We start from the raw sequence: 22,718 nt of genomic DNA, 5'->3' as shown, positions 1-22,718 counted from the left end.
TAGAATGGTCGCAGGCATTTTTTTACGCCGTCAATCTTTGTCACGAAACAATGCAATTGCCACCGACCAAAGGCCGGTCCGCGCCGCCCGATGCCCTGCCTTGCTGCGACAGTTGCCCCCAGGCGCCTGGCTGCCACGCGGCCGGCCTGGTACAGCAGCCGCGGCGCGGCGTCCGGCTGCGCAAGGGGCAGCCGCTATACCTGATCGGCGATCCGGTCACTGCGCTCTATGCGATCCGCGTCGGCACGGTCAAGACCCATGTCACCACCGGAGACGGGCGCACGCAGGTGGTTGGCTTCCATTTTCCGGGCGAGCTGGTCGGGCTCGACAGCCTCACGCGCCCTCGCTACGTGTCGTATGCCACGGCGCTGGAAGACACCAAGCTGTGTGTGATCGCGATCGACCCGGGCAGTGCCGCCACGGCGGCAGCGCCCGCGCTGTCCAGCCAGCTGTTCCCGGCGCTCGACTACCAGGCCCGGCGCGCGTGGGCCATGCAGACCATGCTGGCGCTGATGACGGCCGAGGAGCGGCTGGTGACGTTCCTGCTGTGGATGGCGGACGGTTTCGCCGCGCGCGGCTTTTCATCGTCGGCGTTCATCCTGCGCATGAGCCGCGAGGAAATCGGCAGCTATGTCGGCCTGACGCTGGAGACGGTCAGCCGCCAGTTCTCGCGGCTGGCCGAGACCGGGCTGATCCGCGTACGGCACCGTTGCGTCGAGCTGCTGGACAAGCCCGCGTTGCGCATCATCGCAGAACGCCCGACGATCTCGGCGCACACCGCTCCGGACACCGATGCCGGTACCGAAGGTGCCGCCGCTGGTTCCGCGGCATCCAACCGATGAAGCGCCAGCCGGAGCACGCCCGCGCCGCGGACGCGAGCCCAGGCACGACGCCCGGCGCGGCGGACCGAGGCACTGCCGGCGCTGAAATCCTGCGCGACATCCAGCAGTTGAACCTGTCATACCTGATGCTGGCACAGCGCCTGCTGCGCCAGCACGAGGCCGAGGCGCTGTTCCGGCTCGGCATGCGGCAGGACCTGGGGCGCGCGCTGGCCGCGCTGGCCCCGGCGCAGATGATGGCCCTGGCGCGCTCGAACCTGCTGCTGTGCCGCTTCCGGCTGGACGACTGCAAGGTGCTGGCATCGTTGACGGCAGCCGAGGCGCGGCACCCGCTGCGGGGCATGCATGCGGCGATCGTGATGGCCTCGCAGCCTGCCGGCGGGACGCGCTGATGCCGGCCCTCGCACTTGCGCACCCCGCCAGCGGCCGCACGGCCATGGCAAACCAAACACGGAGTCATTGATGACGGGTACTGCCCCGAGTTACGTCGAAACCAGCCTGCGGCTGTCCGGCAACCCGAGCCATCCGGGCGCGTTCTTGCCGACCCGCACCGAAATCACCGGCGTGCCGCACGCACACGCCCTGGTCCGTGCGCTGCCGGGCGACGGCTTCGCGCAGCGCTGCATCGAAGCCGGGCTTCGCGTGCTGGTGCAGGCCGGATACCAGCCGGTGCGCACGGTGATGGTCAGCGGGCAGGGCCGGCAGGCGTCGCTGGATTTCTACGTCGAGGCCGATGTGGCGGCCTGCTGCGAGCTCGATGGCGCGCTGCAGCGCCAGCTGGCCCGCCTGTGCACCAGTGTGCTGCCACCCGGGTTGGCGCTGTCGGTGCGACCGCTCGCCACATATGTGCCCGACGGCCTGCCGGCGGGCGAGCGCGGCGCGGCAGAGCGCTTGCGCAGGTGCGCCGGCGAACTGCTGGGCCGCGGCGGCGAGATGAACCAGCGGCTGTCGACGGTGTGCGCCTACCTGGCGGCGCTTCATGACGCGCAGGCCACGGCCGACCGGCTTGGCCATCTTGACCAGAGCCTGTTCGGCCAGGGCCAGGAAGCGCTGTCGTGGCGCCTGCGCCGGCATGGCAGCGTGGAAGGGCGGGCGCTGGCCCAGGCGCTCGAAGGGCTGTCGCGGGCCGCGGACGGTGCGCTGCATGAACTGGGCAAGCCATACGGCGCCGACCATGCGCGCTACCAGCTCGAGCAGATGCAGCGCTTCCACGAACAGATCGAGCGCTTCCGCTCGGCCTGCTCGCCGGAACAGCCCGGTGGCCCCGGCTGCGAGAGCAGCGCGGCCTGATCGCGCTGATCGCGCTGATCGCGCTGGTCACGCCAGGCGCTGCGCCGCCGCGGCTTCAGATCCCTGCCATGCAGGTGTACTTGATCACCAGGTAGTCCTCGATGCCGTAGTGCGAGCCCTCGCGGCCGACGCCGGACTGCTTGACGCCGCCGAAAGGCGCCACCTCGTTCGAGATCAGGCCGGTATTGACGCCGACCATGCCGTACTCCAGCCGTTCGGACACGCGCCAGACCCGGCCCAGGTCGCGCGCATAGAAGTAGCTGGCCAGGCCGAACTCGGTATCGTTGGCCATGGCCACGACCTCATCCTCGGTGTCGAAGCGGAACAGCGGCGCCAGCGGGCCGAAGGTCTCCTCGCGCGCGACCAGCATGCCGGGCGCGACATCGGCCAGCACGGTCGGCTGGAAGAACGAATGGCCGAGCGCGTGGCGCTGGCCGCCATGCAGCACGCGCGCGCCCTTGCCGACGGCGTCGGCGATGTGCTCCTCCACCTTGGTCACCGCCTTGTCGTCGATCAGCGGGCCGATGCGCACGCCATCCTCCATGCCATTGCCGACCTTGAGCGCCGCAACTGCCGCCACCAGCTTCTGCGCAAAGGCGTCATACACGCCCGCCTGTACATAGATGCGGTTGGCGCAGACGCAGGTCTGGCCGGCGTTGCGGTACTTCGACACGATCGCGCCTTCCACCGCGGCGTCGAGGTCGGCATCGTCGAACACGATGAAGGGCGCGTTGCCGCCCAACTCCATCGACACCTTCTTGATGGTCGACGCGGTCTGCGCCATCAGCACGCGGCCCACTTCGGTCGAGCCGGTGAAGGTCAGCTTGCGCACCAGCGGGTTGCCGCTCATCTCGCCGCCGATGGCACTGGCCGAGCCGGTCACCACCGACAGCACGCCGGCCGGGATGCCGGCACGCTCGGCCAGCGCCACCAGCGCCAGTGCGGTCAGCGGCGTCTGCGACGCGGGCTTGAGCACCATGGTGCAGCCGACCGCCAGCGCCGGGCCGGCCTTGCGCGTGATCATCGCCGCGGGGAAGTTCCACGGCGTGATGGCGGCGCAGACACCGACCGGCTCCTTGGTCACGACGATGCGCTGGCTGCTGACCGGCGCGGGAATGGTATCGCCGTAGACGCGCTTGCCTTCCTCGGCGAACCATTCGATGAACGACGCGGCGTAGGCGATCTCGCCGCGCGCCTCGGCAATCGGCTTGCCCTGCTCGGCGGTCATAATGCGTGCCAGGTCTTCCTGGTTGGCCAGGATCAGCTCGAACCACTTGCGCAGCAGCGCCGAGCGTTCCTTGGCGGTGCGCGCGCGCCACGCTGGCCACGCGCGGTTGGCGGCTTCGATGGCCTGGCGGGTCTCGTCGGCGCCCAGCTGCGGCACCTGGCCGACGCGTTCGCCGGTGGCGGGGTTGGTCACGTCGATGCGGCGCTCGCCATCGATCCAGCGGCCGTCGATATAGCACTGCTGCCGCAGCAGCGAGGAATCCTGGAGGTTCAGCATGATGGTTCCGGTGGGGGGCTGTGGGGGCGGTATGCGGAAGGGCTGGATAGCCTGAAGGCGATTGTAATCCCGCCCGCGTCGTGGTTCCTGCCGCCGCGTGAACGCGTGAAAGCCGTACGGAGCCTGTGACTGGGAAAGACCCGGCATGTACCAGGGCGTCCCGCGCGAAGCAGGACGGATGCGTGAAGGCCGTGATGCGGACCGGTCAGGCCGGGGCGGGTCCGCGCGCGGGGGCGTCCGGGGCCTCGATGCCCCAGTCGCCATACTCGAGCCAGTCGTCGCCAAGCAGTTCGATGGGATGCTGCGTCCGGCTGGAGCCGTTGCCGCATCCCATGGCGTCGGTCGGGCAGTATTTGTCGCAACCCCAGCAGACGCGCTCGGGATGGCTTGGGTGCAGCGGAAATTTCTTGGCCATGGCGTGGTTGGCGGGCGGAAAGGGCTCGCTTGCGCCAATTATCTGGCCCCCCAACCAATACAGATTTGCCCAAGATCAAGGCGGGCCGAAGCCGAGCGCTGACTTGCCGATTGCGCCGGCTCCAGCCTCAGCGCCAGCCATCGGTGTCCAGTCGTGTCCAGCGGTCCGGCGCCTCGCCGTCGGCCGAAGCCAGCAGCAGGCTTTCGCCGCAAGCGCCGCAGCGGTACACAAAGGCGTTCTGGCCGCTGCTGGTGCGCAGCGTCGCCGACTTCAGCAAGCCCGCGTGTGGCGGGAAATGGCCCGGCCGGTCCAGTTGCGACAGGCAAAGGTCGCAAAAAGGCATGTTGGGTCCTCCAGCACGAATTCCGCAGCAGGGAAAATGCTGTGGTGCAGCATCCGTAGATTGAGTATAGATGCACAAGGGTGCGCGAGTCCGAGACCGGTGTTGAGCCGGCACGTGGGAAAGCGAACCGACTATTCGCCAAGGAACTCCGCCACCACTTCCAGCCCTTCGATATGATCGGCCACGACCTTGGCAATGGTGATCAGCGGAATGGCCAGCAGCATGCCCCACACGCCCCACAGCCATGTGAACAGCAGCAGCGCCACGAACACCGCGACGGCATTCATCCTGGCCATGCGCCCGGTCATCCAGGTGGTGACGAGCGAGCCGATCAGCGTGGCGATCAACAGCGAGCCGCCCGCCGCTGCCGCGGCCATGCCCAGCGTGCCGAACTGCATGAACGTCACCATGCCCAGGCACACCGCGATCGCCATCGCGCCAAAGTAGGGCACCAGGTGCAGCGCCGCCGCGGCGAGCGACCAGCTGCCGGCGTTATTGACCCCCAGCCATTTCAGCAGCAGCCAGGTACAGGCGCCCAGCGCCGCGTTGGTCACCAGCAGCATGCCCATGTAACGCTGGATCGAGCGGTTGACCTCGTCCAGCATGTGTACGCTGATTTTCTTTTCGGAGATGGTATTGCCGACCATCTTGATGAACTTGCGCTTGAAGGTGTCGCCCGCCAGCAGCAGGAAATACAGCAGGAACACCACCACCACCGCCTGGCCGGCCATGGTGAAGATGCTCACCGAACCGGCCACCAGCATGGTGTTGATCTGGTCGCCCGAGTGGTCCACCACCACGTGCGGCACGCGCACCGGCGGCGGCTGCCCGGCGCCGCTGAGCACGGTGGCGGCGCGCCGGACTTTCTGCCACATCGAGTCGTCGCCGCTCAGCAGGGCACCGACCGAGCGCGACAGCTTGCTGGCGGCCTCGGGCAGGCTGTTGATGATGGACTCCACCTGGCCTTGCAGCAGGTAGGCGCCGCTGAGCAGCGCGCACAGCAGCGCCAGCAGCACCACGGTGCCGGCCGCCACGCGCGGCATGCCCAGCCGCTGCAGCGCGGACACCAGCGGGTCGAGCAAATAGGCGAGCACGATCGCGATCACCACCGGCACGAGGAAATCGCGGGCGAGATGCACCGCATAGAGCGAAAACAGCACTGCCAGCACGACCAGCGCCGTGCTGGCACGCTGCAGCGCCGCGGACACCGTGGCCGGCGCGACTGCCACCATCGGGGCGTCGGCGGGCGCAGCCGGCCCGGCTACTTCGGCAGCAGCGGACGGCTCGGCATGCGGCATCGGGGAGGAAGCGGGGTCGGGAACGGTCGGCATAGCCACGCGCTTCGGCAAAAAGGCCTGGCGCTGTCTATGAAAGATAGCCCCCCGGTGGTGCGTGGCTGTCGGACGCCGCCGACTGCTGGTGTCAGACAAGGGCGGTAAGAGGCTCGCCCCCGCCCCGGCAAGGCCGCTAAAGCGCAGCCGGGCCGGGCCCTAACGGCGGTCAGCCAGTGACGGTCTTGGTTTCGAGATACTCGGCAATGCCTTCCGGGCCGAACTCGCGACCGTTGCCCGAGGCCTTGTAGCCGCCGAACGGCACCGAGATGTCCATCGATGCGCCATTGATGCGCACGCTGCCGGCACGCAGGCGCGCGGCCAGCTTGCGGGCGCGCTCGGGGCTGGACGACGCGATGTACGCCGCCAGGCCGAACTCGGTATCGTTGGCGATGGCCACGGCATCGTCCTCGGTGTCGTAAGGCAGTATGCACACGACCGGCCCGAAGATCTCCTCGCGCGCAATGGCCATGTCGTTGCGCACGTCGGCGAAGACGGTCGGGCGGGCATAGAACCCTTGCGCCAGCCCGTCCGGACGGCCCGGGCCACCGGCGGCCACGCGCGCCCCTTCCTCGATGCCGATGCCGATCAGCCGTTGCACCTTCTCGTACTGGGCGCGGTTCGAGATTGGCCCCATCTTGGTCTGCGCATCGGTGGGGTCGCCCACCGTGACCGCGTTGGCCACCGCGGCGGCAATCTGCACCGCCTGTTCGTACTGCGCGCGCGGCACCAGCATGCGGGTCGGCGCGATGCAGGTCTGCCCGGAATTCAGCATCACCTGGGCGACGCCGCTGGTCACGGCGGCCTGCAGGTCGGCGTCGTCCAGGATCACCAGCGGCGACTTGCCGCCCAGTTCCTGCGTCACGCGCTTGACCGTGGGCGCGGCGCTGACCGCCACCTCGACGCCGGCGCGCGTCGAACCGGTGATCGAGACCATGTCGACATCGCGGTGCGCCGACAGCGCCGTGCCGACCACGCGGCCCTCGCCAAAGACCATGTTGAATACGCCCGGCGGCGTGCCGGCGGCATCCATGATCTCGGCAAAGATCTGCGCATCGAGCGGCGCGATTTCCGACGGCTTGAGCACCACGGTGCAGCCCGCCGCCAGCGCCGGCGCCACCTTGGCGGCGATCTGGTTCAGCGGCCAGTTCCAGGGCGTGATCAGCGCCGCCACGCCGATGGCTTCGCGCAGCAGATAGCTCTTGCCGCGCTGGCTTTCGAATTCGAACTCGCGCAGCGCCTGCACCGTGGCCTGCAGTTGCGCCAGGCCGATCGCGGCCTGCAGGTTGGTGGCGACGGAGATCGGCGCGCCGATCTCCTGCCGCACCGCCTGCGCCAGGTCGCCAAGGCGCGCCTGGTATGCGGCCATGATGCGCTCGAGCAGGGCGATGCGGTCCTCGCGCGTGGACGCCGACCACGTCGGGAAGGCGGCGCGCGCTGCGGCTACCGCATGGTCCACGTCTGCACCCGTGCCCATGGCGATCTTGCCGGCCACCGACTCGGTGGCCGGATCGATGAGATCGGCCTGGGTCGCGCCCGGCGCGGGTTGCACCCACTGGCCGTTGATATAGAACTTGTCGACGAGTTTCATCGGGTTTGCCTCGCAGGTCGATGGAAAAATCGATGGGAAATCGATGGGGAAATCGATGGTGACGGGCCGCTCATACCGGACGGTCGCCGATGATGGTGGCGCGGTTCATGTGGCGCACGGCGGGGAAGTAGTCCTGCACCGCGTAGTGCTGCGTCGAGCGGTTGTCCCACAGGGCGATGGTGTCGGGCTGCCAGCGCAGGCGCACCTGGTATTCGGGCGCCGCCGCCTGGCGGTACAGGTATTGCAGCAGGTCCAGTTCGGCCGGGCGATAGTCCGAGCCGATGCGGTAGGCCTGTTCCTTCACGAAGTTGGCGAAATGCGTGGTGAAGGCTTCGTTGATGAAAAGGATCTTCTCGCCCGTTTCCGGATGGGTGCGCACCACCGGGTGCACCATCGGCGGGTATTTGGCGCGCATTTCTGCATATTTTTCCTCGGACAGCGCGGCGCCGAAGGCGGGCATCGCGTCATGGACCGCCTTCAGGTTGGCAATGCGCGACTTCACGTCCTCGGGCAGCTTTTCATAGGCCGCGGCCATGTTGATCCAGATGGTGTCGCCGCCCACCTCGGGGCAGGTAATACAGCGCAGCATCGAGCCCATCGAGGGAATCTCGCGCCAGGACACATCGGAGTGGTACAGGTTCTCGCGCCCGCGCTTTTCGCCGTCGCGGCCGAACACCACCAGCTCGGGATGCTCTGGATGGTTGGTGAACATCGGATGCACTTCGAGCTCGCCGAAGCGGCGCGCGACCGCCACGTGCTGCGCAGGCGTGATCGCCTGCTTGCGGAAGAACAGCACCTTGTGCGTCAGCAGCGCGGCGCGCAGCGCCAGGTAGGTGGCGTCATCCAGGGCTTCGCGGAAATCGATGCCTTCGACTTCGGCGCCGATGGTGGGCGTGCAGCGGCGCACGGTGAACGGCCAGGAGGCCGGGTCTTGCGCGCGGAACGCGTCCGGGCTGAGGGTCAGGGCGGTGGCTTGCATGTGTTGTCTCCTTGGTGTTGGTTATCGTCTGGGTGGCTGTTGCGGATGCAGTTCGCCGCCCGGACGGGCCAGGCGGCGACGGGTTTTCAGCGGGCCGAGGCCTTGATCAGGTCGGCGGCCTTCTCGCCGATCATGATCGCGGGCGCATTGGTGTTGCCGCCGACCAGCGTCGGCATCACCGAGGCATCGGCGACGCGCAGCCCGTCGATGCCACGCACGCGCAGTTCGGGATCGACGACCGCCATGCCGTCGATGCCCATCTTGCAGGTGCCGACCGGGTGGTAGACGGTGTCCGCGTGCGCGCGGACGAAATGGCGGATGGCGTCTTCGTTGCCGTTGTCCGGGCCAAAGTCGTCGGTCAGCAGTTCACGGCCCCCGTATTGCGCCAGCGCCGGCTGGGCGAAGATGCGGCGGATGGCGCGCACGCCGGCCACCATGCCGGCCATGTCCTCTTGCGCGGACAGGAAGCGCGGGTCGATCAGCGGCGCGTCGCGCATGTCCGCACTGCGCAGGCGCACGTGGCCGCGGCTCTTCGGGCGCAGCACGCAGGCATGGCACGAATAGCCGTGGCCGAGCTTGCTGCGCTTTTCCATGTTGCGGTTGCCGACCAGCGCGACCACGAACACCAGTTGCACATCGGGGATGGAAAGCTCGGGACGGCTGCGGAGAAACGCGCCGGCCTCGGCGAAGTTGGACGTGACCATGCCCGTGCGGTGGCGCCGGTAGCGCATGACCTCGCCGGCCATGCGCAGCAGCCCGCTGGCGGTCTGCCCGAACAGGTCGGTCGAGTGCAGTTGCTTGTTGACGATGATGTCGAGGTGGTCCTGCAGGTTTTCGCCCACGCCGGGCAGGTCGTGGACCACGTCGATGCCGAGGCCGCGCAGCTGTGCCGCCGGGCCGATGCCCGAAGCCATCAGCAGCTGCGGCGAGTTGAAGGCTCCCGTGCTGAGCACGATCTCGCGCCGCGCGCGCAGCACCTGCTTCTCGCCGTTGCGCACGATCTCCACGCCGGTGGCGCGCCGGCCCTCGAACAGGATCCGCAGCGCCTGCGCGCCGGTCAGCACCGACAGGCCGCTGCGGCCGCCGTTGAGGGCCTTGTCCGCGGCATCGCCGCGATGCAGGTAGGCGCGCGCCGTGTTCCAGCGTTCGCCGTTGTGCTGTGTCACCTGGTACAGGCCGGCACCTTCCTGCGTCGGTCCGTTGAAATCGGCATTGGGCGCCATGCCGGCCTGCAGCGACGCTTCGACGAAGCGCTGCGAGAACGGGTTGGGCGAGCGCAGGTCGCTGACATGCAGCGGACCGTCGCTGCCGTGCAGGGGATCGTTGGCCAGCCTCGCGTTGTGCTCGCTGCGGCGGAAGTAGGGCAGCACGTCGTCGAAGCCCCAGCCCTTGCAACCCAGTGCCGCCCAGTCATCGTAGTCGTTGCGATGGCCGCGCACGTAGAGCATGGCGTTGATCGATGAACTGCCGCCCAGGCCGCGCCCCCGCGGCTGGTAAGAGCGCCGGCCGTTCAGTCCGGCCTGCGGTTCGGTGTAGTACGCGTAGTTGCGCGGCCCGGCCTTGGGAACGGTGTTGGAAAAGCCGATGGGCGCCCAGACCGAGAAATGGTGGTCGTGCGGTCCGGCCTCGAGCAGCGCCACGGTCGCGCCACGGTCTTCCGCCAGCCTTGCCGCCACGGCGCAGCCCGCCGAACCCGCCCCGATCACGATGTAGTCAAAATCCGCCGTCGCGCGGGCGGCGCCTGGTGTTGCGTGGGTATGCACTGTGTGTCTCCTGAGTCGCCCGCATGCAAGGTCGTTGGGGAAGTCGGGGGCGCTGGCATGCGCTGGCGATGCGATACTGCCATTACCTGTTATAACAGGTCAACCGGGTTTGCAGCCTGACCTGTCATGATAGGTATAATCCCTGATCCCCCGCATCGGAGCCGCCGCCAGGCGGAACACAACGTGGCGCTGCCAAGATTCAAGGAAATCGAGAACGAGATCCGGGAGCGGATCGTCCGCAACCAGCTGGGTCCGGGTGCCAAGCTGCCGTCAGAGGCCGAGCTGATGATGGAGTTCGCCGTGAGCCGGATCACCGTGCGCCAGGCGTTGTCTGGCCTGCACAATGCCGGGCTGATCGAGAAGGTCAATGGCAAGGGCAGCTTCGTCACGCGCCCGACCGACACGCCGAGCCTTGGTGCGCTGACTGGCTTCTACGAGACCGCCCGTGCGCGCGGCCAGCTGGCATACGGCAAGCTGGCGTCGGTCAAGCTGGTTCGCGCCCCGGCATTCGTGACGCGCGTGCTCGACCTGGAGCCCGCCGAGAAGGTGTTGAGCGTGTCGACCGTGCGCTTCTGGGACGATGCGCCGGTGGCGTATTTCACGCTGCTTGGGCGCGAGCCGCTGATGCGTCGGCTGGTGCAGGAAGACCTGGAGACCAATGACGCGATGTCGGTGCTCGAAAGCCGGCTCGGCTACCGCTTCAAGGAATCGACGATGGAGGCGAGCGCAGTAGCCGCGCCGGCCGAAGTGGCCAGGCGGCTGGGCATCGCCGAGGGCGAGCCGCTGCTGCGGCTGCGTTGCACGCCGTACGACATCGATGGCACGCCGCTGCTCTGCGCGGAACTGCTGTTCCGCCCGGACCGCTACGCCTACAAATGGACGCTCAGGCGCTAGGACCGTTTTTCTGTAAGCGCCGAACTACACCAACGCCCGGCCGCGGTAAGCTTTACGTGCGCCGCGCACTTCTTACTGCAGCAAGCCCGCAGACAGGTCCTTTCCCGGCGCCGCCTCGGCAACGGCAGCCCACTACCGGCATCGCTGCGCCGCTACTGGTACGTCAGTTGCGTCATAACGCAGCGGAGCGGCGATTCCAGCGCGCTCGCCGGCCGGTTCTGCGTCGATGCAAGGCCCGGTCGCAACCTGCAAGACGGAGGACCACATGAAAACGACGCTACGCATCGGCATTGCATTGCTCGCCTCGCTCGGCATCCTGGCTGGCTGCACCGCGACCGGCAGCACCAGCGGATCGGGATCGCTGTCGGGTTCCGGCTCGGTGTCCGAACAGAGCCGCGGCCACAGCGGCCACAGCGGCTATGGCTCGCCGAGTTCCAGCACTTCCAGCGGCACGTCCGGCGCGACCAGCACCACCAGCCCTGGCGGCACGTCCAGCGGCTCCAGCGGCTCGGCCAGCGGTTCGGGTACGGCGCGTTAAGACACGCGACACGCGGCCGACCGCATGCGAGTGCGGCGGCCGCATTGCCGTGGCGCGTTTCTGTGGCCGCGCTGCCGTGGCGCGTTTCCCGTCCTCAGCGGTCCCTGCCGGTATTCACGCGCTCGTCGCGGCGCGCAGGCACCACGCCCTCGTCGGCCAGCCGTTGCTGCAGGTCGTTGTTGGGCACGTGGATAAAGTCCTTGTCGATCTCGCGCGTCACCACGTCGGTGACGGCTGCGGGCAAGGTCTTGCGCAGCAGCCCCAGGAAGCGCGGCGCCGCGATCAGCACGAGTTCTTCATAGCGCTGCTTGTTGCGGGCGTCGGCCAGGAAATCCGCGACGCGGTGCGCGAACAGCTGCGCTTCCTGGTGCAGTTCGTCCTCGCCCGCGGACGACGTCACCGTGGACGGGCCGACCTGGTGTGCGCCGGGATGACCGGCATCGCCCTGCGAGGCGGCCTGGCCGCGGCGGCCGTAGGCATCGCGGCGCAGGTCGGCGCGGTCGGCGTGCGCAGCGGCATCGGTAATCTCTTCGACCACCGCCAGCGGGGCGGCGTCTGCATGCGAGGCAAAGACGCGGGCGACGGATTCGTCCGCCACCAGGATCCAGATGTTCTTCATGATCGCTCCGGTTGCCGGCCCGAACGGTGGGCCTGATTATCGGTGTTGCAAGGGGTGCGCCACCGGTCGCCGGCCCCGGCAGCGCCGGTTCGCGCGCCTCGCGGGCGCCCGGGTGCCGTAAGCGGCATGGCGTTGCAGTATCGACAGGCACGCCGTGCAACTTTTTCAGGCGGGCGGCGGACGCCACAGCGTCGATTTTCCGAACAGGCTTTCCACCAGGTCCACCGCCAGTTGCCCGGTCTGGTTGCGCACGTCGCAGGCTGGATTCAACTCCATCACGTCGAGCGATGCCAGCCGGCCGGTATCGGCGATCATTTCCATGCAGAGCTGGGTTTCGCGGTAGGTCGGCCCGCCCGGCACGGTGGTGCCCACGCCAGGCGCGATCACGCAGTCCAGGAAATCCACGTCGAAGCTGACGTGCAGGTGCGTCTGCGCGTCGATGCCGGCCAGCGCCTGCTGCATGGTGTGGCGCATGCCGTTCTCGTCGATGTAGCGCATGTCGTACACCGCCAGCTGCAATTCGTGCAGGCGGCGTTTTTCCTCCGCATCGACGCTGCGGATGCCGATCTGCCGGATCGCGCTGCGCGCTACCGCCGGCGCCGGGCCGGCCAGGGTGGTCAGCGGTGCCGGACCGTGTCCGCACAGGCATGCCACCGGCATGCCGTGCATGTTGCCGGTGGGCGTGGTAGTGCCGATATTGGCATCGGCGTGCGCATCGAGCCACAGCACCATCAGGGTCTTGCCGGTGTCGCGGCAATGGCGCGCGGCGGCGCTGACCGAGCCGATCGCCAGGCAATGGTCGCCGCCCATCAGCAGCGGCAGCCGGCCCGCCTGCAGCGTGCCCAGGCACGCGTCATACACGGCACGGTTCCACGCCACGACTTCGTCGAGGTGGCGCATGCCGTCCTGCGGCGGTTGCCCCGGATTGGCGGGGCCAACCAGGTTGCCGGCATCCTCGACCTGCAGGTTGTTGCGTGCCAGCGCCTGCGCCAGGCCGGCGACGCGCAGCGCCTCCGGGCCCATCGAGCAGCCGCGCGTGCCGGCCCCGACGTCGGTGGGGGCGCCAATCAGCGTGACAGGTTTCATGGCGGGGTGCGGTGAGTGCGGACGCCCATGCGTTCGCAGGTTCCGTACCTGCCGGGCTCACCACACGCCGAAGAACACGCCGGCCTGCTTGTACACGTTAGTCTTGGCCGCGACTTCCTCGTTGGTCACGGTCACGCGGGGCTTGAGCGTGCAGAACCAGTCCAGCAGCCGCAGCCGCATGGCGGTGCGCATGGCCTCATGGCCGGGGTCGGCGCCCAGGTCGAAATACTCGTCCGGATCGTTATCCAGGTCGAACAGCTGCGGCCGGAAGCCCTGCCAGTGGACGTATTTCCAGCGCGCGTCCCGCACCATCCAGGCGCGGCATTGGCCCGGGTGGCGACCCAGCGCGACTCGTGCGCCGCGGTAGGCGTAGTCGAGTTCCGAGACCACGAAATCGCGCCAGCCGCCCGCATCGCGCGCGCGGGTCAGGTCCAGCAGCGAGCGGCCCTCGATGCGATGGCCGGCCGGCGGCAGCCCCAGAGCGTCGAGCACCGTCGGCACCACGTCGACCGCCGACACCATGTCCTGCTGCGCGCTGCCGCGGGTGGCATCGGCCTCGGGTGAGGGATCGTAGACGATCAGCGGCACGTTCTGCACGGTGTCATAGAACTGCTCCTTCTCGCCCAGCCAGTGATCGCCGAGGAAGTCGCCATGGTCGGCGGTAAAGACGATCAGCGTGTCCTGCCAGCGGCCTAGCCGTTCCAGTTGGTCCCACAGCAGGCCGAGGCGGTCGTCGATCTGCTGGATCAGGCCCTGGTAGGCGGGGCGCACCGTATCCGACACTTCCTGGCGCATGAAGTTGGCGCATTCCTCCTGCGTGCGGTACGCCGACAGTACCGGATGCGGGTCCTCCAGTTCGGCGGCATGGCGGCGCAGCGGCAGGCAGTCGTCTAGCTGGTACGCGGCGTGATAGGGCGCAGGCGCCAGATAGGGCCAGTGCGGCTTGACCAGTGACAGGTGCAGCACCCACGGCTCGTCGCCGCGCGCGCCGATGTATTGCATGGCCTGGTCGACAGTGTAGGCGGTCTCGGAATGCGGCTCTGCCACGCGCGCGGGCAGGCCGGCATTGCGCATGTGCCAGCCCGAGACGATTTCGCCTTGCGCGTTCTCGGCGCTGATGACGTAGTCGGTCCATGGGTCGGCGCTGTTGTAGCCCTGCCGGCGCAGCCAGTCGGCATAGGCACTGCGCGGCTCGGCATGATGACCGTCGTGGCGGTCGACCTCGATGAAATGGCCGCTGCGCAGGAGCGTCGCCAGTTCGGCGCCGCCGTCGAGGTGCAGGCGCTTCAGGTTGGCGTTGTCGGGCATCACGTGGGTCTTGCCTGCCAGCGCAAGCGCGCGGCCGCTGTCCTTCAGGTATTCGCCCAGCGTGACCTCTCCGATCGACAGCGGCACGCGGTTCCAGGTTGCGCCGTGGCTGCTGACGTAGCGGCCGGTGTAGAAGCTCATCCGGCTGGGGCCGCAGACGCCGGACGTGACAAAGGCGCGGTCGAAACGCACGCCGCGCGCGGCCAGTGCGTCGATATTGCGCGTGCGCAGCGCGGGATGCCCGTAGCAGCCCAGGTGGTCGCGGCGCAACTGGTCGCACATGATGAACAAGGTATTGCGGATCGGCATGGTGGTTCGCTGCGGCTTGTCAGTCGCCGGTGTAGCCTGAGGCTTTCACCACCGGCGCCCACCTGGCAGCGTCCGCCTTCAGCACGCCGGAAAACGCGTCGGCCGTGCCGGTGGCGGGTTCCAGTCCCAGCTTCAGGAACTTGTCGCGCAGGTCGGGCGACTGCACCGCCTTGACGATGGCGGCGTTGAGCTTGTCCAGCACCGGGCGCGGCGTGCCGGCGGGCGCCAGCACGCCGTAGCGGCCTTCGCCCTCGATGCCCTTGTAGCCAAGTTCGGTGAAGGTCGGCACATCGGGCAGCGCCACCGAGCGCTGCGTACCGGAAGTGGCCAGCACGCGCACCTTGCCGGCACGGTGCGTCTCGGTCAGGTCGGCCAGCGTATCGACCGAGGCCGGCACCTGCCCGCCCACCAGCGCGCTCATCAGTGGGGCGGAGCCGTTGAACGGCACGTGCAGCATCTCCACGCCAACCTGCTTGCCGATCATCAGCCCGAAGAAATGCGGGATGCTGCCCAGCGCCGGCGAGGCATAGGAGTTGTTCTGCGGGCCGGCCTTGAGCCAGGCCACGTAGTCCTTGAGCGTGCGCGCCGGGCTGCCCGGGCCGGCGGCCAGTGCCAGCTGGAAATTGGCCGCCTGGGCCACCGGGACAAAGTCGCGCTGGATGTCGTAGTTGAGCTTGCGGTAGACCAGCGGCGCTATCGTCATCACCGCCGAATTGGCCACCACCAGCGTATGGCCATCGGCCGGCTGCGTGCGCGCATAGTCCATCACCAGGCGGCCACCGGCGCCCGGCTTGTTTTCCACCACTACGTTCTGATTCAGCGTCTCGCGCAGCTTGTCGCCGACCAGGCGCGCGGCCAGGTCAGCGGTGCCGCCAGCGGGGTAGCCGACCAGGATGCGCAGCGGGCGCTCTGACTGCGCGCCGGCAGGCATCGCCCAGGCGGTGGCAATGGCCGCCAAGCAGGCGGCAAGGCGGGGAAGGCAGTGGCGGGGGCTCACGGATGTCTCCTCTTCAGGGGCTGTCATTTGGTATGGGTGGCACGTTAACACCCGTCGATATAATTGACAAAGTCAACTAATTCGACGGGTGAGTCATGGCACATGACGACGGCGGCAGCCGGCTGCAGCGGCCCAGACGGCTAAGCGATTTCATCAACTACCGGCTCTATCACCTGAACCGCGTGGCGCTGGGGGGAGCCGGGCTGCACCTGCGCGCCCGGGCTGGCGTTACCCGGCGCGAATGGCGCATGATTGCCTTTCTGGGCGAGCAGCCGGGCACGCGGCTGACCGAGCTGGCGCAAAGCGCGGGCCTGGACAAGGTGCTGGCCAGCCGGGCCGTCCACGCGCTGGTCGAACGCGGCCTGGTGCGGCGCGAGGCACGCGCCCAGGACCGGCGCGCCGCGGCGTTCACGCTGACAGCGGAGGGTCAGGCGGTTTACCGCGCCGCTTTTGGGCAGGCCCGTGCCTTCAACCAGGAACTGGTCGCATGCCTGAGCGCCGAAGAGGCGCGCATGCTGTCGCGCTGCCTGGACAAGCTGCAGGCGCGGGCCGAGGCCATGATGGCAGAGGCGCAGGCCTTGCCGCAGCCGGACGACGCCGCGCCGGCCTGGGATCCGCTGCAGGTGTGGCGCGCTGGCAAGGGATAGGGCAGGCGAAGGTTGCCGCGGCAAGGAGCGGTTCTTGCGTGGCTGCGGGCGCCGGGGTGGCAGGAGCGCATCATGTCAGTCTCACTACGATCTTCGCTGTGCCAATGGTTCCTTGCCTGCTGCCTGGGCCTGGCGGCGTGCGGCGGTGGCGGCGGTGGCGGCGGTGGCGATGCGGGCAGTTCCGGCAGCGCTGGCGGTAGCGGCGCAGGCCCGGGAGCGCTGTCGTTGACGGTAACCGGCCTGCCGTCCGGCACGCCGGCCGCGGTCACGGTGACCGGTCCGGGGGAATACCGCCAGGCCGTCGCCCGGTCGACAACGCTGTCCAACCTTGCCACCGGCACCTATACCGTCAGCGCCGCCGACGTGCTCGCCGGGACCAGCCAGTACCAGCCGCAGCCGCCGGCCCAGTCGGTGAGCGTCGGCACCGGCGCGGGCGCCACGGCAAGCGTCGTCTATGGTTCGCCACAGCCGGTGCGCCTGTCGCTGACGCAAGTGGCAGGTGGCCTGGCCGAGCCGATCTATCTCACCGCGCCGGCGAGCGACGCGCGCCTGTTCATCGTGGAGCGCGCCGGACGCATCCGCATCGTGCGCAACGGCGCGCTGCTGGCCACGCCCTTCCTCGACATCGATGCGCTGACCACCACCGACGGCGAGCGCGGCCTGCTGTCGATGGCATTCGACCCGGCCTATGCGGGCAACGGCCGCTTCTACGTCTACTACACCGATAACAACGGCGCCATCACCGTCGCGCGCTACCAGGTTTCCGCGGGTAATCCCGACGTTGCCGACACGGCTGCTACGGTGTTGCTGTCGATCCCGCACAGCAACTTCCAGAACCACAACGGCGGCCAGTTGGCGTTCGGCCCCGACGGGATGCTCTATGTCGGCACCGGCGATGGCGGCGGCGGGGGCGATCCGTCCGGCAATGCGCAGAACCTTGGCGTGCTGCTCGGCAAAGTGCTGCGCATCGATGTCAGCGGCGCGTCCGGCCAGCCCTACGGCATTCCCGCCGGCAATCCGTTCGCTGGCCAGTCCGGCAGGCGCGGCGAAATCTGGGCATACGGACTGCGCAACCCCTGGCGCTTCGCCTTCGATGCCGGACAGCTGTATATCGCGGATGTCGGCCAGGACCAGCGCGAGGAAGTCGACGTCGCGGCGGCCACCAGCGGCGGACTGAACTATGGCTGGAACCGCATGGAAGGCACTGCGTGCGTGGGTGCCGCCACATGCGATACGGCCGGGCTGACGCTGCCGGTGTTCGAATACGGCCATGATGCCGGCGGCTGCGCCATCGTCGGCGGCTATGTGTACCGGGGCAATGCGCTGGCGGCGCTGCAAGGACGCTACTTCCATGCGGACCTGTGCACCGGCAGGCTGGCGAGCTTCGTGTTCCGCGACGGTGGCGCGGCCGAGCAGGTCGACTGGAACGTCACGATCCCCGGCAGCGTGTATTCCTTTGGCGTGGATGCCGCGCAGGCGCTCTATGTGCTGGCGGACGCAGGCGCTTCGGCGACCAGCGGGGCGGTGTATCGGGTCGAGGCGACGGTCGGCGGACAGTAGGCCTCGCCCCTGCGTTACACCGCGTCGAAGGCCGCTCGCATGCAGGCAGCGAAATGGTTGACGTGCGTGTCGCGCGGCGCCAGCTGCGCGCGCAGCATGTAGCTGCGGAACGGGATGTCGGGCTTGAACGGGATGGCCACCACGCCTGGGAATCTCATCGTCCGGCTGACGATGGGGTTCACCAGGCTGACGCCGAGGCCTTCGCTGACCATCCTGCAGATCGTCGCGGCGAAGGGCGTTTCGAGCGCCATGATGCGGTCCCCGTCGCGGAACACGGCATCGATCGCACGCCTCGAGGTGTTTCCGCCGGGCAGGGAAATAAAGCGCTCTCCGGCCAGGTCCTCCGGGACGAGCCGCTTCTTCTTCGCCAGCCGGTGACGCGCCGGCACGACGCACACGGCGCTTTCGGTGTGTATGACCGACGCCACGACGCCTGGCTTGTCGGCGATGTTGGAGACGAAGCCGATGTCGCAGTGCTGCGTGGCGATCCAGTTGGCGATCACATAGGACTCGCTGGTGTCGCAGACGATGCGTACCTGCGGGTATTTTTCGCTGAAGCGCCGGACTGCCAGCGGCAGCACGCTCAGCGATATCGACGCGGCAGCCGCCACGCGCAGCGTGCCGATGCCGGCGTCGCGGATGGCGCGCGCCGAGTCGCTCAGGCTGTCAAGTCCGACGAAGGCACGCTCCACTTCCCTGAACAGCGCCTCGGCGCCCTTGGTCGCCACCACGCGCCCCGGCAGCCGGTCGAACAGCTCGAAGCCAAGCTCCGCTTCGAGCTTGCCGATGACGCGGCTGACGTTTGGCTGGGACGTATGCAGCTGCTTCGCCGCGACGGTCATGGAGCCGGTCAGCATGACGGTGCGGAAGGTCTCGATCTGCTTGAAGTTCATGCCGGCAATGGTACAGGCATTGCCGGATGCCCATATCAAAAATGCATGCGCCCCCATGAATCTGTCATTTGACCGGTATGCCGCTGGCTTCGATACTGGGTTCACCACACAACGTATCCGGAACCATGGAATCGAAAGTCAGCCGCCGGCTCAACGAGCCGCTTGCCCAGGAAATCTGCGAGCACATTTACGGTCCGCGCCTTGCGCGCGACTTCACCAGGCAATTCATCTACCTCACCGAGGTGAACCAGGCGCACCTGCTGATGCTGCACAAGACCGGCCTGGTGTCCCCGGAGGTCGCACGGCAGCTGGCCGGCGGACTGCAGCGGATGGAAGCCGAGGGGCCCGAAGCGGTGACGCTGGACCCTGCCCGAGAGGATCCTTACTTCAACTATGAAGCCCGGCTGATGGAAGTGAGCGGCCGGGACATCGGCGGCCGCCTGCACATGGCGCGCAGTCGGAACGACATCGCCGCGACCATTGACCGGATGCGCGCCCGCAGCATCGTCCTCGACACCATCGAGGCGCTGGGCGGCGTGCGCACGGTGGCGCTGCAACGCGCCGGTGAATTCGCCGATGCCGTCATGCCTGGCTACACGCACCTGCAGCCCGCGCAGCCTATCACCTTCGGCTTCTACCTGAGCGCGGTGGCCGAGGCGCTGGGCCGGGACATGGACCGGCTGCAGGCGGCGCTGGCGCGCATCGACGCCATGCCGCTGGGCGCCGGCGCGCTCGCCGGCACGCGCTTCCCGATCGACAGGCGCGTGACCGCGGCCGGGCTGGGCTTCGGCTCGCTGGTGCACAACACGCTGGACGCGGTGGCATCACGCGACTTCGCGTGGGAGGCCATGTCCGCCATGACCATCGTTGCGCTGACATGGGGGCGGGTGGCGCAGGACTTCTACGTGTGGTCCACGCCGGAGTTCGGCCTGCTGTCCTTTCCCGACCGCGTGGCGAGCACCTCGAGCATCATGCCGCAGAAGAAGAATCCCGCGGTGCTCGAATACCTGCGCGGCAAGAGCGCCCATGTCGTCGGGCTGCTGACGACCGCGCTGATTGCGGTCAAGGGCACCCACTTCACGCACACCGGCGACAGCAGCCGCGAGAGCATCCGCAGCTTCTGGGAGTGCTGCGAGGAGACGGCGCGCTGCCTGTCGCTGTTCAAGCTCGTGCTCGGCAGCGTGGAGCCGAAGCGGCAATCCATGCTGCAGCGGGTCAGGTTCGACTTTTCCGTGGCGACGGACCTGGCCGACGGGCTCGTCGCCGACGCGGGACTGTCGTTCCGCGACGCTCACCACGTCGTGGGCGGCCTGGTGCGCATGGCCCTGGATGCCGGCCAGTCCGCGGGGGAGGTGACCAGCACCATGCTCGACCGCGCCGCGGTGGACGTCATCGGCCGCGCGATCGAATGGCCCGAAGACAAGCTGCGCCAGTACCTGGACCCGCTTGAAAGCGTCAACTCGCGCGGCAACGGCGGTCCTGCGCCAGCGGAGGTGACCCTTGCCATCGAGCGCCAGCGCGCCCATCTTGAAACCGTGCTGGCTTCGGTGACGTCGACGCGGCAGCGCCTCGATGCGGCGCGCGACCAGATGAAGCGCGATATCACCGCCCTGGCAGCGGCCTGATCCATCCATCCTTCTTCCTGCCCAAGCACCATGAAGCTCATCGCCAAGTTACTGCTCGCGGCCGTTACAGCGGCTTGTGTTGCCACCGGCGCGTCCGCCGCCTATCCGGACAAGCCGATCCGCCTCATCGTTCCGTTCCCGGCGGGAGGCACCGTCAACCTCATCGGCCGGGTGCTGGCGCAGCGCCTGTCCGAGACCCTGGGCCAGCAGGTCATCGTGGAGAACAAGCCCGGTGCGGGCGGCACGCTGGGTGCGGACCTGGTCGCCAAGTCCGCGCCCGACGGCTATACGCTGCTGCTCGCATCGTCGAGCCACCAGTCCATCCACCCGCTGATCTACAGGAAGCTGCCGTACGACGCAAGCAAGGACTTTGTGCAGGTGGCGCTGTTTGCCGCCGTGCCGAATGTGCTGGTCGTCTCGAACAAGGTGCCGGCGAAGACCGTCAAGGATTTCGTCGCCTACGCAAAGTCCGGCGGCAAGCCGCTGTTTATGGGCTCCGCAGGCAACGGCAGCGTCAACCAGATGGTCGGCGAGCTGTTCCAGCACAAGACCGGCACCAGCTTCGAACACGTGCCGTTCAAGGGCGCGGGCCCGGCGGCGGTCGACCTGATGTCGGGGCAGATCGACCTGATGTTCGTCAACCTGCCCAATGTGCTGCCGCAAATCCAGGGCGGGAAGATGCGCGCGCTGGCGGTCGCGAGTTCGCGACGGGTGGCCGCGTTGCCGGACGTTCCCACCATGGCGGAGGCCGGCATCGCTGACCTCGTGGTCGACTCCTGGTCCGGGGTGCTGGCGCCGGCGGGAACGCCCAGGGCTATCGTCGACCAGCTCTCGCTCGAGATCAACAAGATCGCGAAAGAGAAGAAAACCGCCGACGGCCTTGCAGCCCAGGGGGCCATCCCGATGCCCGGCACCAGCGCCGAGTATGCCGCGCTGGTGCGCGTCGAGACCCAGCGCTGGAGCGAGGTGATCAGGAAGGCGAACATCACGCTGGATTGAGCCCCCTGTACATGGCTGTTCAGGTTTCCTGCAGGATGTCGGCATGATGGCGATGCGCCTGTCGCCCGCGGCATAGAATGTGGCAGTCCCTGCCGAAGATGATCGGCAACCCAAGAAGGGAAATGCGTGACGCCTGCGTGCCATGCTGCTGGCTATTCGAACCGAACCTTTGCCGAAAAGAGACCCATCGATGCGATCGCTCCGCAAGCTGCTCCAAATGGCCGTACTGCTGCCCTCAATCGCTGCGGTCGGCCAGGTGTTCGCGGCGCCATACCCCGAACGCCCGGTCGAACTGGTGGTGCCAAGCACGGCTGGCGGTGGTACCGACACCGTTGCACGGGCCTTCAGCGAGGCGATGCGAAAGTACCTGCCGCAGCCGCTGACGGTGGTGAACAAGCCGGGTGCCAGCGGCGCGATCGGCATGACGGAAGTGGCCCGCGCGAAACCGGACGGCTACAAGCTGGGCATCATCATCGCGGAAGCCGTGATCGTCCCGCATCTCGGGCCGACCCCTCTCGACGCCGCCGAGCTGGTGCCGATCGCACGCCTGAATGCGGATCCGTCCGCCATCACGGTCAGGGCCGACTCGCGCTGGAACTCCATCGAGGCCTTCCTGAAGTACGCCGCGGCGCACCCGGGGCAGGTGCAGGTAGGAAACTCCGGCCCGGGCTCGATCTGGCACCTGGCGGCGACAGCGCTGGAGGACAAGGCCCACGTCAAGTTCAATCACGTGCCGTTCCCGGGCGCGGCGCCAGCGCTGGTGGCGCTGATGGGCGGGCATATCGATGCCGTAGCCGTCAGTCCCGCCGAGGTGTCGGCCTATGCGGCCGCAGGCAAGCTGCGGACGCTCGCGGTGATGGCCGGGCAGCGTGCCAGGGGTTTCGAGGACGTCCCGACGCTGCGTGAGCGCGGCATCGACCTCGCGATCGGCACCTGGCGCGGACTGGCCGCGCCCAAAGGCACGCCCCCAGATGTGCTTGAAGTGCTGGCCGCCGCCAGCCGCAAGGCGGTGGCGGATCCCGTCTTCGTGGCCGCGCTGCGCCGTCAGAACCTGGGTATCGCCTATGCCGACGCGGCTGCCTTCCAGGCGGAGATCGCCGCAGACAACGCGGTGATGAAGGCACTGGTGGCCAGGACCAGCCTGCGCAAGTGAGGCAGCGGCCCTGCTGCCCTGGCCGAGGTGTCAAG

Annotated in this window: 22 protein-coding genes; 10 read left to right on the top strand and 12 right to left on the bottom strand. The window is 68.2% G+C overall.

The features are described from left to right. The first annotated feature begins 50 nt into the window (after positions 1-50). The 3 genes from JTE92_RS07630 to JTE92_RS07620 all read left to right on the top strand — a co-directional run bounded on the left by JTE92_RS07630 (position 51) and on the right by JTE92_RS07620 (position 2,129). Positions 51-842, top strand: a complete 792-nt coding sequence (locus JTE92_RS07630; RefSeq protein WP_084254729.1) for a helix-turn-helix domain-containing protein — start codon at positions 51-53, stop codon at positions 840-842. Continuing rightward, positions 839-1,231, top strand: coding sequence for a flagellar transcriptional regulator FlhD (gene flhD, locus JTE92_RS07625; RefSeq protein ID WP_084254728.1), 393 nt, complete (start codon positions 839-841; stop codon positions 1,229-1,231). Before JTE92_RS07630 ends, flhD begins: the two co-directional genes overlap by 4 nt. A gap of 70 nt (positions 1,232-1,301) precedes the next feature. Further along, entirely contained in the window at positions 1,302-2,129 is an 828-nt protein-coding gene (locus JTE92_RS07620; RefSeq protein ID WP_063240568.1) for a hypothetical protein, read from the top strand. 55 nt (positions 2,130-2,184) lie between these two features. Here JTE92_RS07620 and gabD read toward each other — a convergent pair whose 3' ends face one another. The 7 genes from gabD to JTE92_RS07585 form a co-directional block, all read right to left on the bottom strand. Next, complete coding sequence (gene gabD, locus JTE92_RS07615) at positions 2,185-3,633, bottom strand: NADP-dependent succinate-semialdehyde dehydrogenase (protein ID WP_204620458.1); 1,449 nt, start codon at positions 3,631-3,633, stop codon at positions 2,185-2,187. A gap of 205 nt (positions 3,634-3,838) precedes the next feature. Next, positions 3,839-4,048 (bottom strand): DUF3079 domain-containing protein, encoded by a 210-nt coding sequence (locus JTE92_RS07610; protein WP_063239067.1) that lies wholly within the window; start codon positions 4,046-4,048, stop codon positions 3,839-3,841. Positions 4,049-4,175: 127 nt separating this feature from the next. After that, positions 4,176-4,391 carry a hypothetical protein gene (locus JTE92_RS07605; protein WP_063239068.1) on the bottom strand — a complete coding sequence of 72 codons (216 nt, stop codon included), beginning with the start codon at positions 4,389-4,391 and terminating at the stop codon, positions 4,176-4,178. 131 nt (positions 4,392-4,522) lie between these two features. Further along, positions 4,523-5,722, bottom strand: coding sequence for an AI-2E family transporter (locus tag JTE92_RS07600; RefSeq protein ID WP_063239069.1), 1,200 nt, complete (start codon positions 5,720-5,722; stop codon positions 4,523-4,525). Positions 5,723-5,891: 169 nt separating this feature from the next. Next, positions 5,892-7,313, bottom strand: a complete 1,422-nt coding sequence (locus tag JTE92_RS07595; RefSeq protein WP_063239070.1) for an aldehyde dehydrogenase family protein — start codon at positions 7,311-7,313, stop codon at positions 5,892-5,894. Positions 7,314-7,383: 70 nt separating this feature from the next. Further along, positions 7,384-8,292 (bottom strand): TauD/TfdA dioxygenase family protein, encoded by a 909-nt coding sequence (locus JTE92_RS07590; protein ID WP_063239071.1) that lies wholly within the window; start codon positions 8,290-8,292, stop codon positions 7,384-7,386. An 86-nt stretch (positions 8,293-8,378) separates the two neighbouring features. Continuing rightward, on the bottom strand, positions 8,379-10,055 hold the full coding sequence (locus JTE92_RS07585) for a GMC family oxidoreductase (RefSeq protein ID WP_063239072.1): 1,677 nt from the start codon (positions 10,053-10,055) through the stop codon (positions 8,379-8,381). A gap of 183 nt (positions 10,056-10,238) precedes the next feature. Between JTE92_RS07585 and JTE92_RS07580 the strand changes: the two genes are divergently transcribed. Both JTE92_RS07580 and JTE92_RS07575 read left to right on the top strand, forming a co-directional pair. Continuing rightward, positions 10,239-10,949 (top strand): GntR family transcriptional regulator, encoded by a 711-nt coding sequence (locus tag JTE92_RS07580; protein ID WP_063239073.1) that lies wholly within the window; start codon positions 10,239-10,241, stop codon positions 10,947-10,949. Positions 10,950-11,214: 265 nt separating this feature from the next. Further along, positions 11,215-11,487, top strand: a complete 273-nt coding sequence (locus tag JTE92_RS07575; protein ID WP_147318608.1) for a hypothetical protein — start codon at positions 11,215-11,217, stop codon at positions 11,485-11,487. Positions 11,488-11,581: 94 nt separating this feature from the next. On the opposite strand, the gene JTE92_RS07570 is transcribed toward JTE92_RS07575, so the two are convergent. The 4 genes from JTE92_RS07570 to JTE92_RS07555 form a co-directional block, all read right to left on the bottom strand. Further along, positions 11,582-12,106, bottom strand: coding sequence for a host attachment protein (locus tag JTE92_RS07570; protein WP_063239075.1), 525 nt, complete (start codon positions 12,104-12,106; stop codon positions 11,582-11,584). Positions 12,107-12,271: 165 nt separating this feature from the next. Then, positions 12,272-13,192: an arginase gene (gene rocF / locus JTE92_RS07565; protein ID WP_063239076.1), complete on the bottom strand. Its 921-nt coding sequence runs from the start codon at positions 13,190-13,192 to the stop codon at positions 12,272-12,274. A gap of 57 nt (positions 13,193-13,249) precedes the next feature. Further along, the gene (locus JTE92_RS07560) at positions 13,250-14,809 is read right to left on the bottom strand and encodes a sulfatase-like hydrolase/transferase (protein WP_063239077.1); all 1,560 of its coding nucleotides are present in this window, start codon (positions 14,807-14,809) and stop codon (positions 13,250-13,252) included. A gap of 19 nt (positions 14,810-14,828) precedes the next feature. Next, complete coding sequence (locus JTE92_RS07555) at positions 14,829-15,806, bottom strand: Bug family tripartite tricarboxylate transporter substrate binding protein (RefSeq protein ID WP_063239078.1); 978 nt, start codon at positions 15,804-15,806, stop codon at positions 14,829-14,831. Between the two features lie 95 nt (positions 15,807-15,901). Here JTE92_RS07555 and JTE92_RS07550 point away from each other — a divergent pair, with 95 nt between their 5' ends. Both JTE92_RS07550 and JTE92_RS07545 read left to right on the top strand, forming a co-directional pair. Further along, positions 15,902-16,453, top strand: a complete 552-nt coding sequence (locus JTE92_RS07550) for a MarR family winged helix-turn-helix transcriptional regulator (RefSeq protein ID WP_063239079.1) — start codon at positions 15,902-15,904, stop codon at positions 16,451-16,453. A gap of 72 nt (positions 16,454-16,525) precedes the next feature. Continuing rightward, positions 16,526-18,013: a PQQ-dependent sugar dehydrogenase gene (locus tag JTE92_RS07545; RefSeq protein WP_063239080.1), complete on the top strand. Its 1,488-nt coding sequence runs from the start codon at positions 16,526-16,528 to the stop codon at positions 18,011-18,013. Positions 18,014-18,027: 14 nt separating this feature from the next. Here JTE92_RS07545 and JTE92_RS07540 read toward each other — a convergent pair whose 3' ends face one another. Beyond that, on the bottom strand, positions 18,028-18,906 hold the full coding sequence (locus JTE92_RS07540) for a LysR substrate-binding domain-containing protein (protein WP_063239376.1): 879 nt from the start codon (positions 18,904-18,906) through the stop codon (positions 18,028-18,030). 125 nt (positions 18,907-19,031) lie between these two features. On the opposite strand from JTE92_RS07540, the gene argH reads away from it, so the two are divergent. From argH to JTE92_RS07525, 3 genes are all read left to right on the top strand, one after another. Then, positions 19,032-20,531 (top strand): argininosuccinate lyase, encoded by a 1,500-nt coding sequence (gene argH, locus JTE92_RS07535; protein ID WP_063239081.1) that lies wholly within the window; start codon positions 19,032-19,034, stop codon positions 20,529-20,531. Between the two features lie 30 nt (positions 20,532-20,561). Then, positions 20,562-21,530 carry a Bug family tripartite tricarboxylate transporter substrate binding protein gene (locus JTE92_RS07530; protein WP_063239082.1) on the top strand — a complete coding sequence of 323 codons (969 nt, stop codon included), beginning with the start codon at positions 20,562-20,564 and terminating at the stop codon, positions 21,528-21,530. A gap of 190 nt (positions 21,531-21,720) precedes the next feature. Continuing rightward, positions 21,721-22,683, top strand: a complete 963-nt coding sequence (locus JTE92_RS07525; RefSeq protein ID WP_063239083.1) for a tripartite tricarboxylate transporter substrate binding protein — start codon at positions 21,721-21,723, stop codon at positions 22,681-22,683. The last annotated feature ends 35 nt before the right edge of the window (positions 22,684-22,718 follow it).

It is taken from the genome of Cupriavidus oxalaticus, from assembly GCF_016894385.1.
Lineage (GTDB): Bacteria > Pseudomonadota > Gammaproteobacteria > Burkholderiales > Burkholderiaceae > Cupriavidus > Cupriavidus oxalaticus.
The sequence above is the reverse complement of the archived record's forward strand: the minus strand, read 5'-3'. Positions and strand labels throughout refer to the sequence as shown.

Excerpts from the sequence above, each read along its gene's own strand:
- JTE92_RS07630 (WP_084254729.1), top strand. The coding sequence starts at position 51 with ATGCAATTGCCACCGACCAAAGGCCGGTCCGCGCCGCCCGATGCCCTG.
- flhD (WP_084254728.1), top strand. The coding sequence starts at position 839 with ATGAAGCGCCAGCCGGAGCACGCCCGCGCCGCGGACGCGAGCCCAGGC.
- JTE92_RS07620 (WP_063240568.1), top strand. The coding sequence starts at position 1,302 with ATGACGGGTACTGCCCCGAGTTACGTCGAAACCAGCCTGCGGCTGTCC.
- gabD (WP_204620458.1), bottom strand. The coding sequence starts at position 3,633 with ATGCTGAACCTCCAGGATTCCTCGCTGCTGCGGCAGCAGTGCTATATC.
- JTE92_RS07610 (WP_063239067.1), bottom strand. The coding sequence starts at position 4,048 with ATGGCCAAGAAATTTCCGCTGCACCCAAGCCATCCCGAGCGCGTCTGC.
- JTE92_RS07605 (WP_063239068.1), bottom strand. The coding sequence starts at position 4,391 with ATGCCTTTTTGCGACCTTTGCCTGTCGCAACTGGACCGGCCGGGCCAT.
- JTE92_RS07600 (WP_063239069.1), bottom strand. The coding sequence starts at position 5,722 with ATGCCGACCGTTCCCGACCCCGCTTCCTCCCCGATGCCGCATGCCGAG.
- JTE92_RS07595 (WP_063239070.1), bottom strand. The coding sequence starts at position 7,313 with ATGAAACTCGTCGACAAGTTCTATATCAACGGCCAGTGGGTGCAACCC.
- JTE92_RS07590 (WP_063239071.1), bottom strand. The coding sequence starts at position 8,292 with ATGCAAGCCACCGCCCTGACCCTCAGCCCGGACGCGTTCCGCGCGCAA.
- JTE92_RS07575 (WP_147318608.1), top strand. The coding sequence starts at position 11,215 with ATGAAAACGACGCTACGCATCGGCATTGCATTGCTCGCCTCGCTCGGC.
- JTE92_RS07570 (WP_063239075.1), bottom strand. The coding sequence starts at position 12,106 with ATGAAGAACATCTGGATCCTGGTGGCGGACGAATCCGTCGCCCGCGTC.
- rocF (WP_063239076.1), bottom strand. The coding sequence starts at position 13,192 with ATGAAACCTGTCACGCTGATTGGCGCCCCCACCGACGTCGGGGCCGGC.
- JTE92_RS07560 (WP_063239077.1), bottom strand. The coding sequence starts at position 14,809 with ATGCCGATCCGCAATACCTTGTTCATCATGTGCGACCAGTTGCGCCGC.
- JTE92_RS07550 (WP_063239079.1), top strand. The coding sequence starts at position 15,902 with ATGGCACATGACGACGGCGGCAGCCGGCTGCAGCGGCCCAGACGGCTA.
- JTE92_RS07545 (WP_063239080.1), top strand. The coding sequence starts at position 16,526 with ATGTCAGTCTCACTACGATCTTCGCTGTGCCAATGGTTCCTTGCCTGC.
- JTE92_RS07540 (WP_063239376.1), bottom strand. The coding sequence starts at position 18,906 with ATGAACTTCAAGCAGATCGAGACCTTCCGCACCGTCATGCTGACCGGC.
- argH (WP_063239081.1), top strand. The coding sequence starts at position 19,032 with ATGGAATCGAAAGTCAGCCGCCGGCTCAACGAGCCGCTTGCCCAGGAA.
- JTE92_RS07530 (WP_063239082.1), top strand. The coding sequence starts at position 20,562 with ATGAAGCTCATCGCCAAGTTACTGCTCGCGGCCGTTACAGCGGCTTGT.
- JTE92_RS07525 (WP_063239083.1), top strand. The coding sequence starts at position 21,721 with ATGCGATCGCTCCGCAAGCTGCTCCAAATGGCCGTACTGCTGCCCTCA.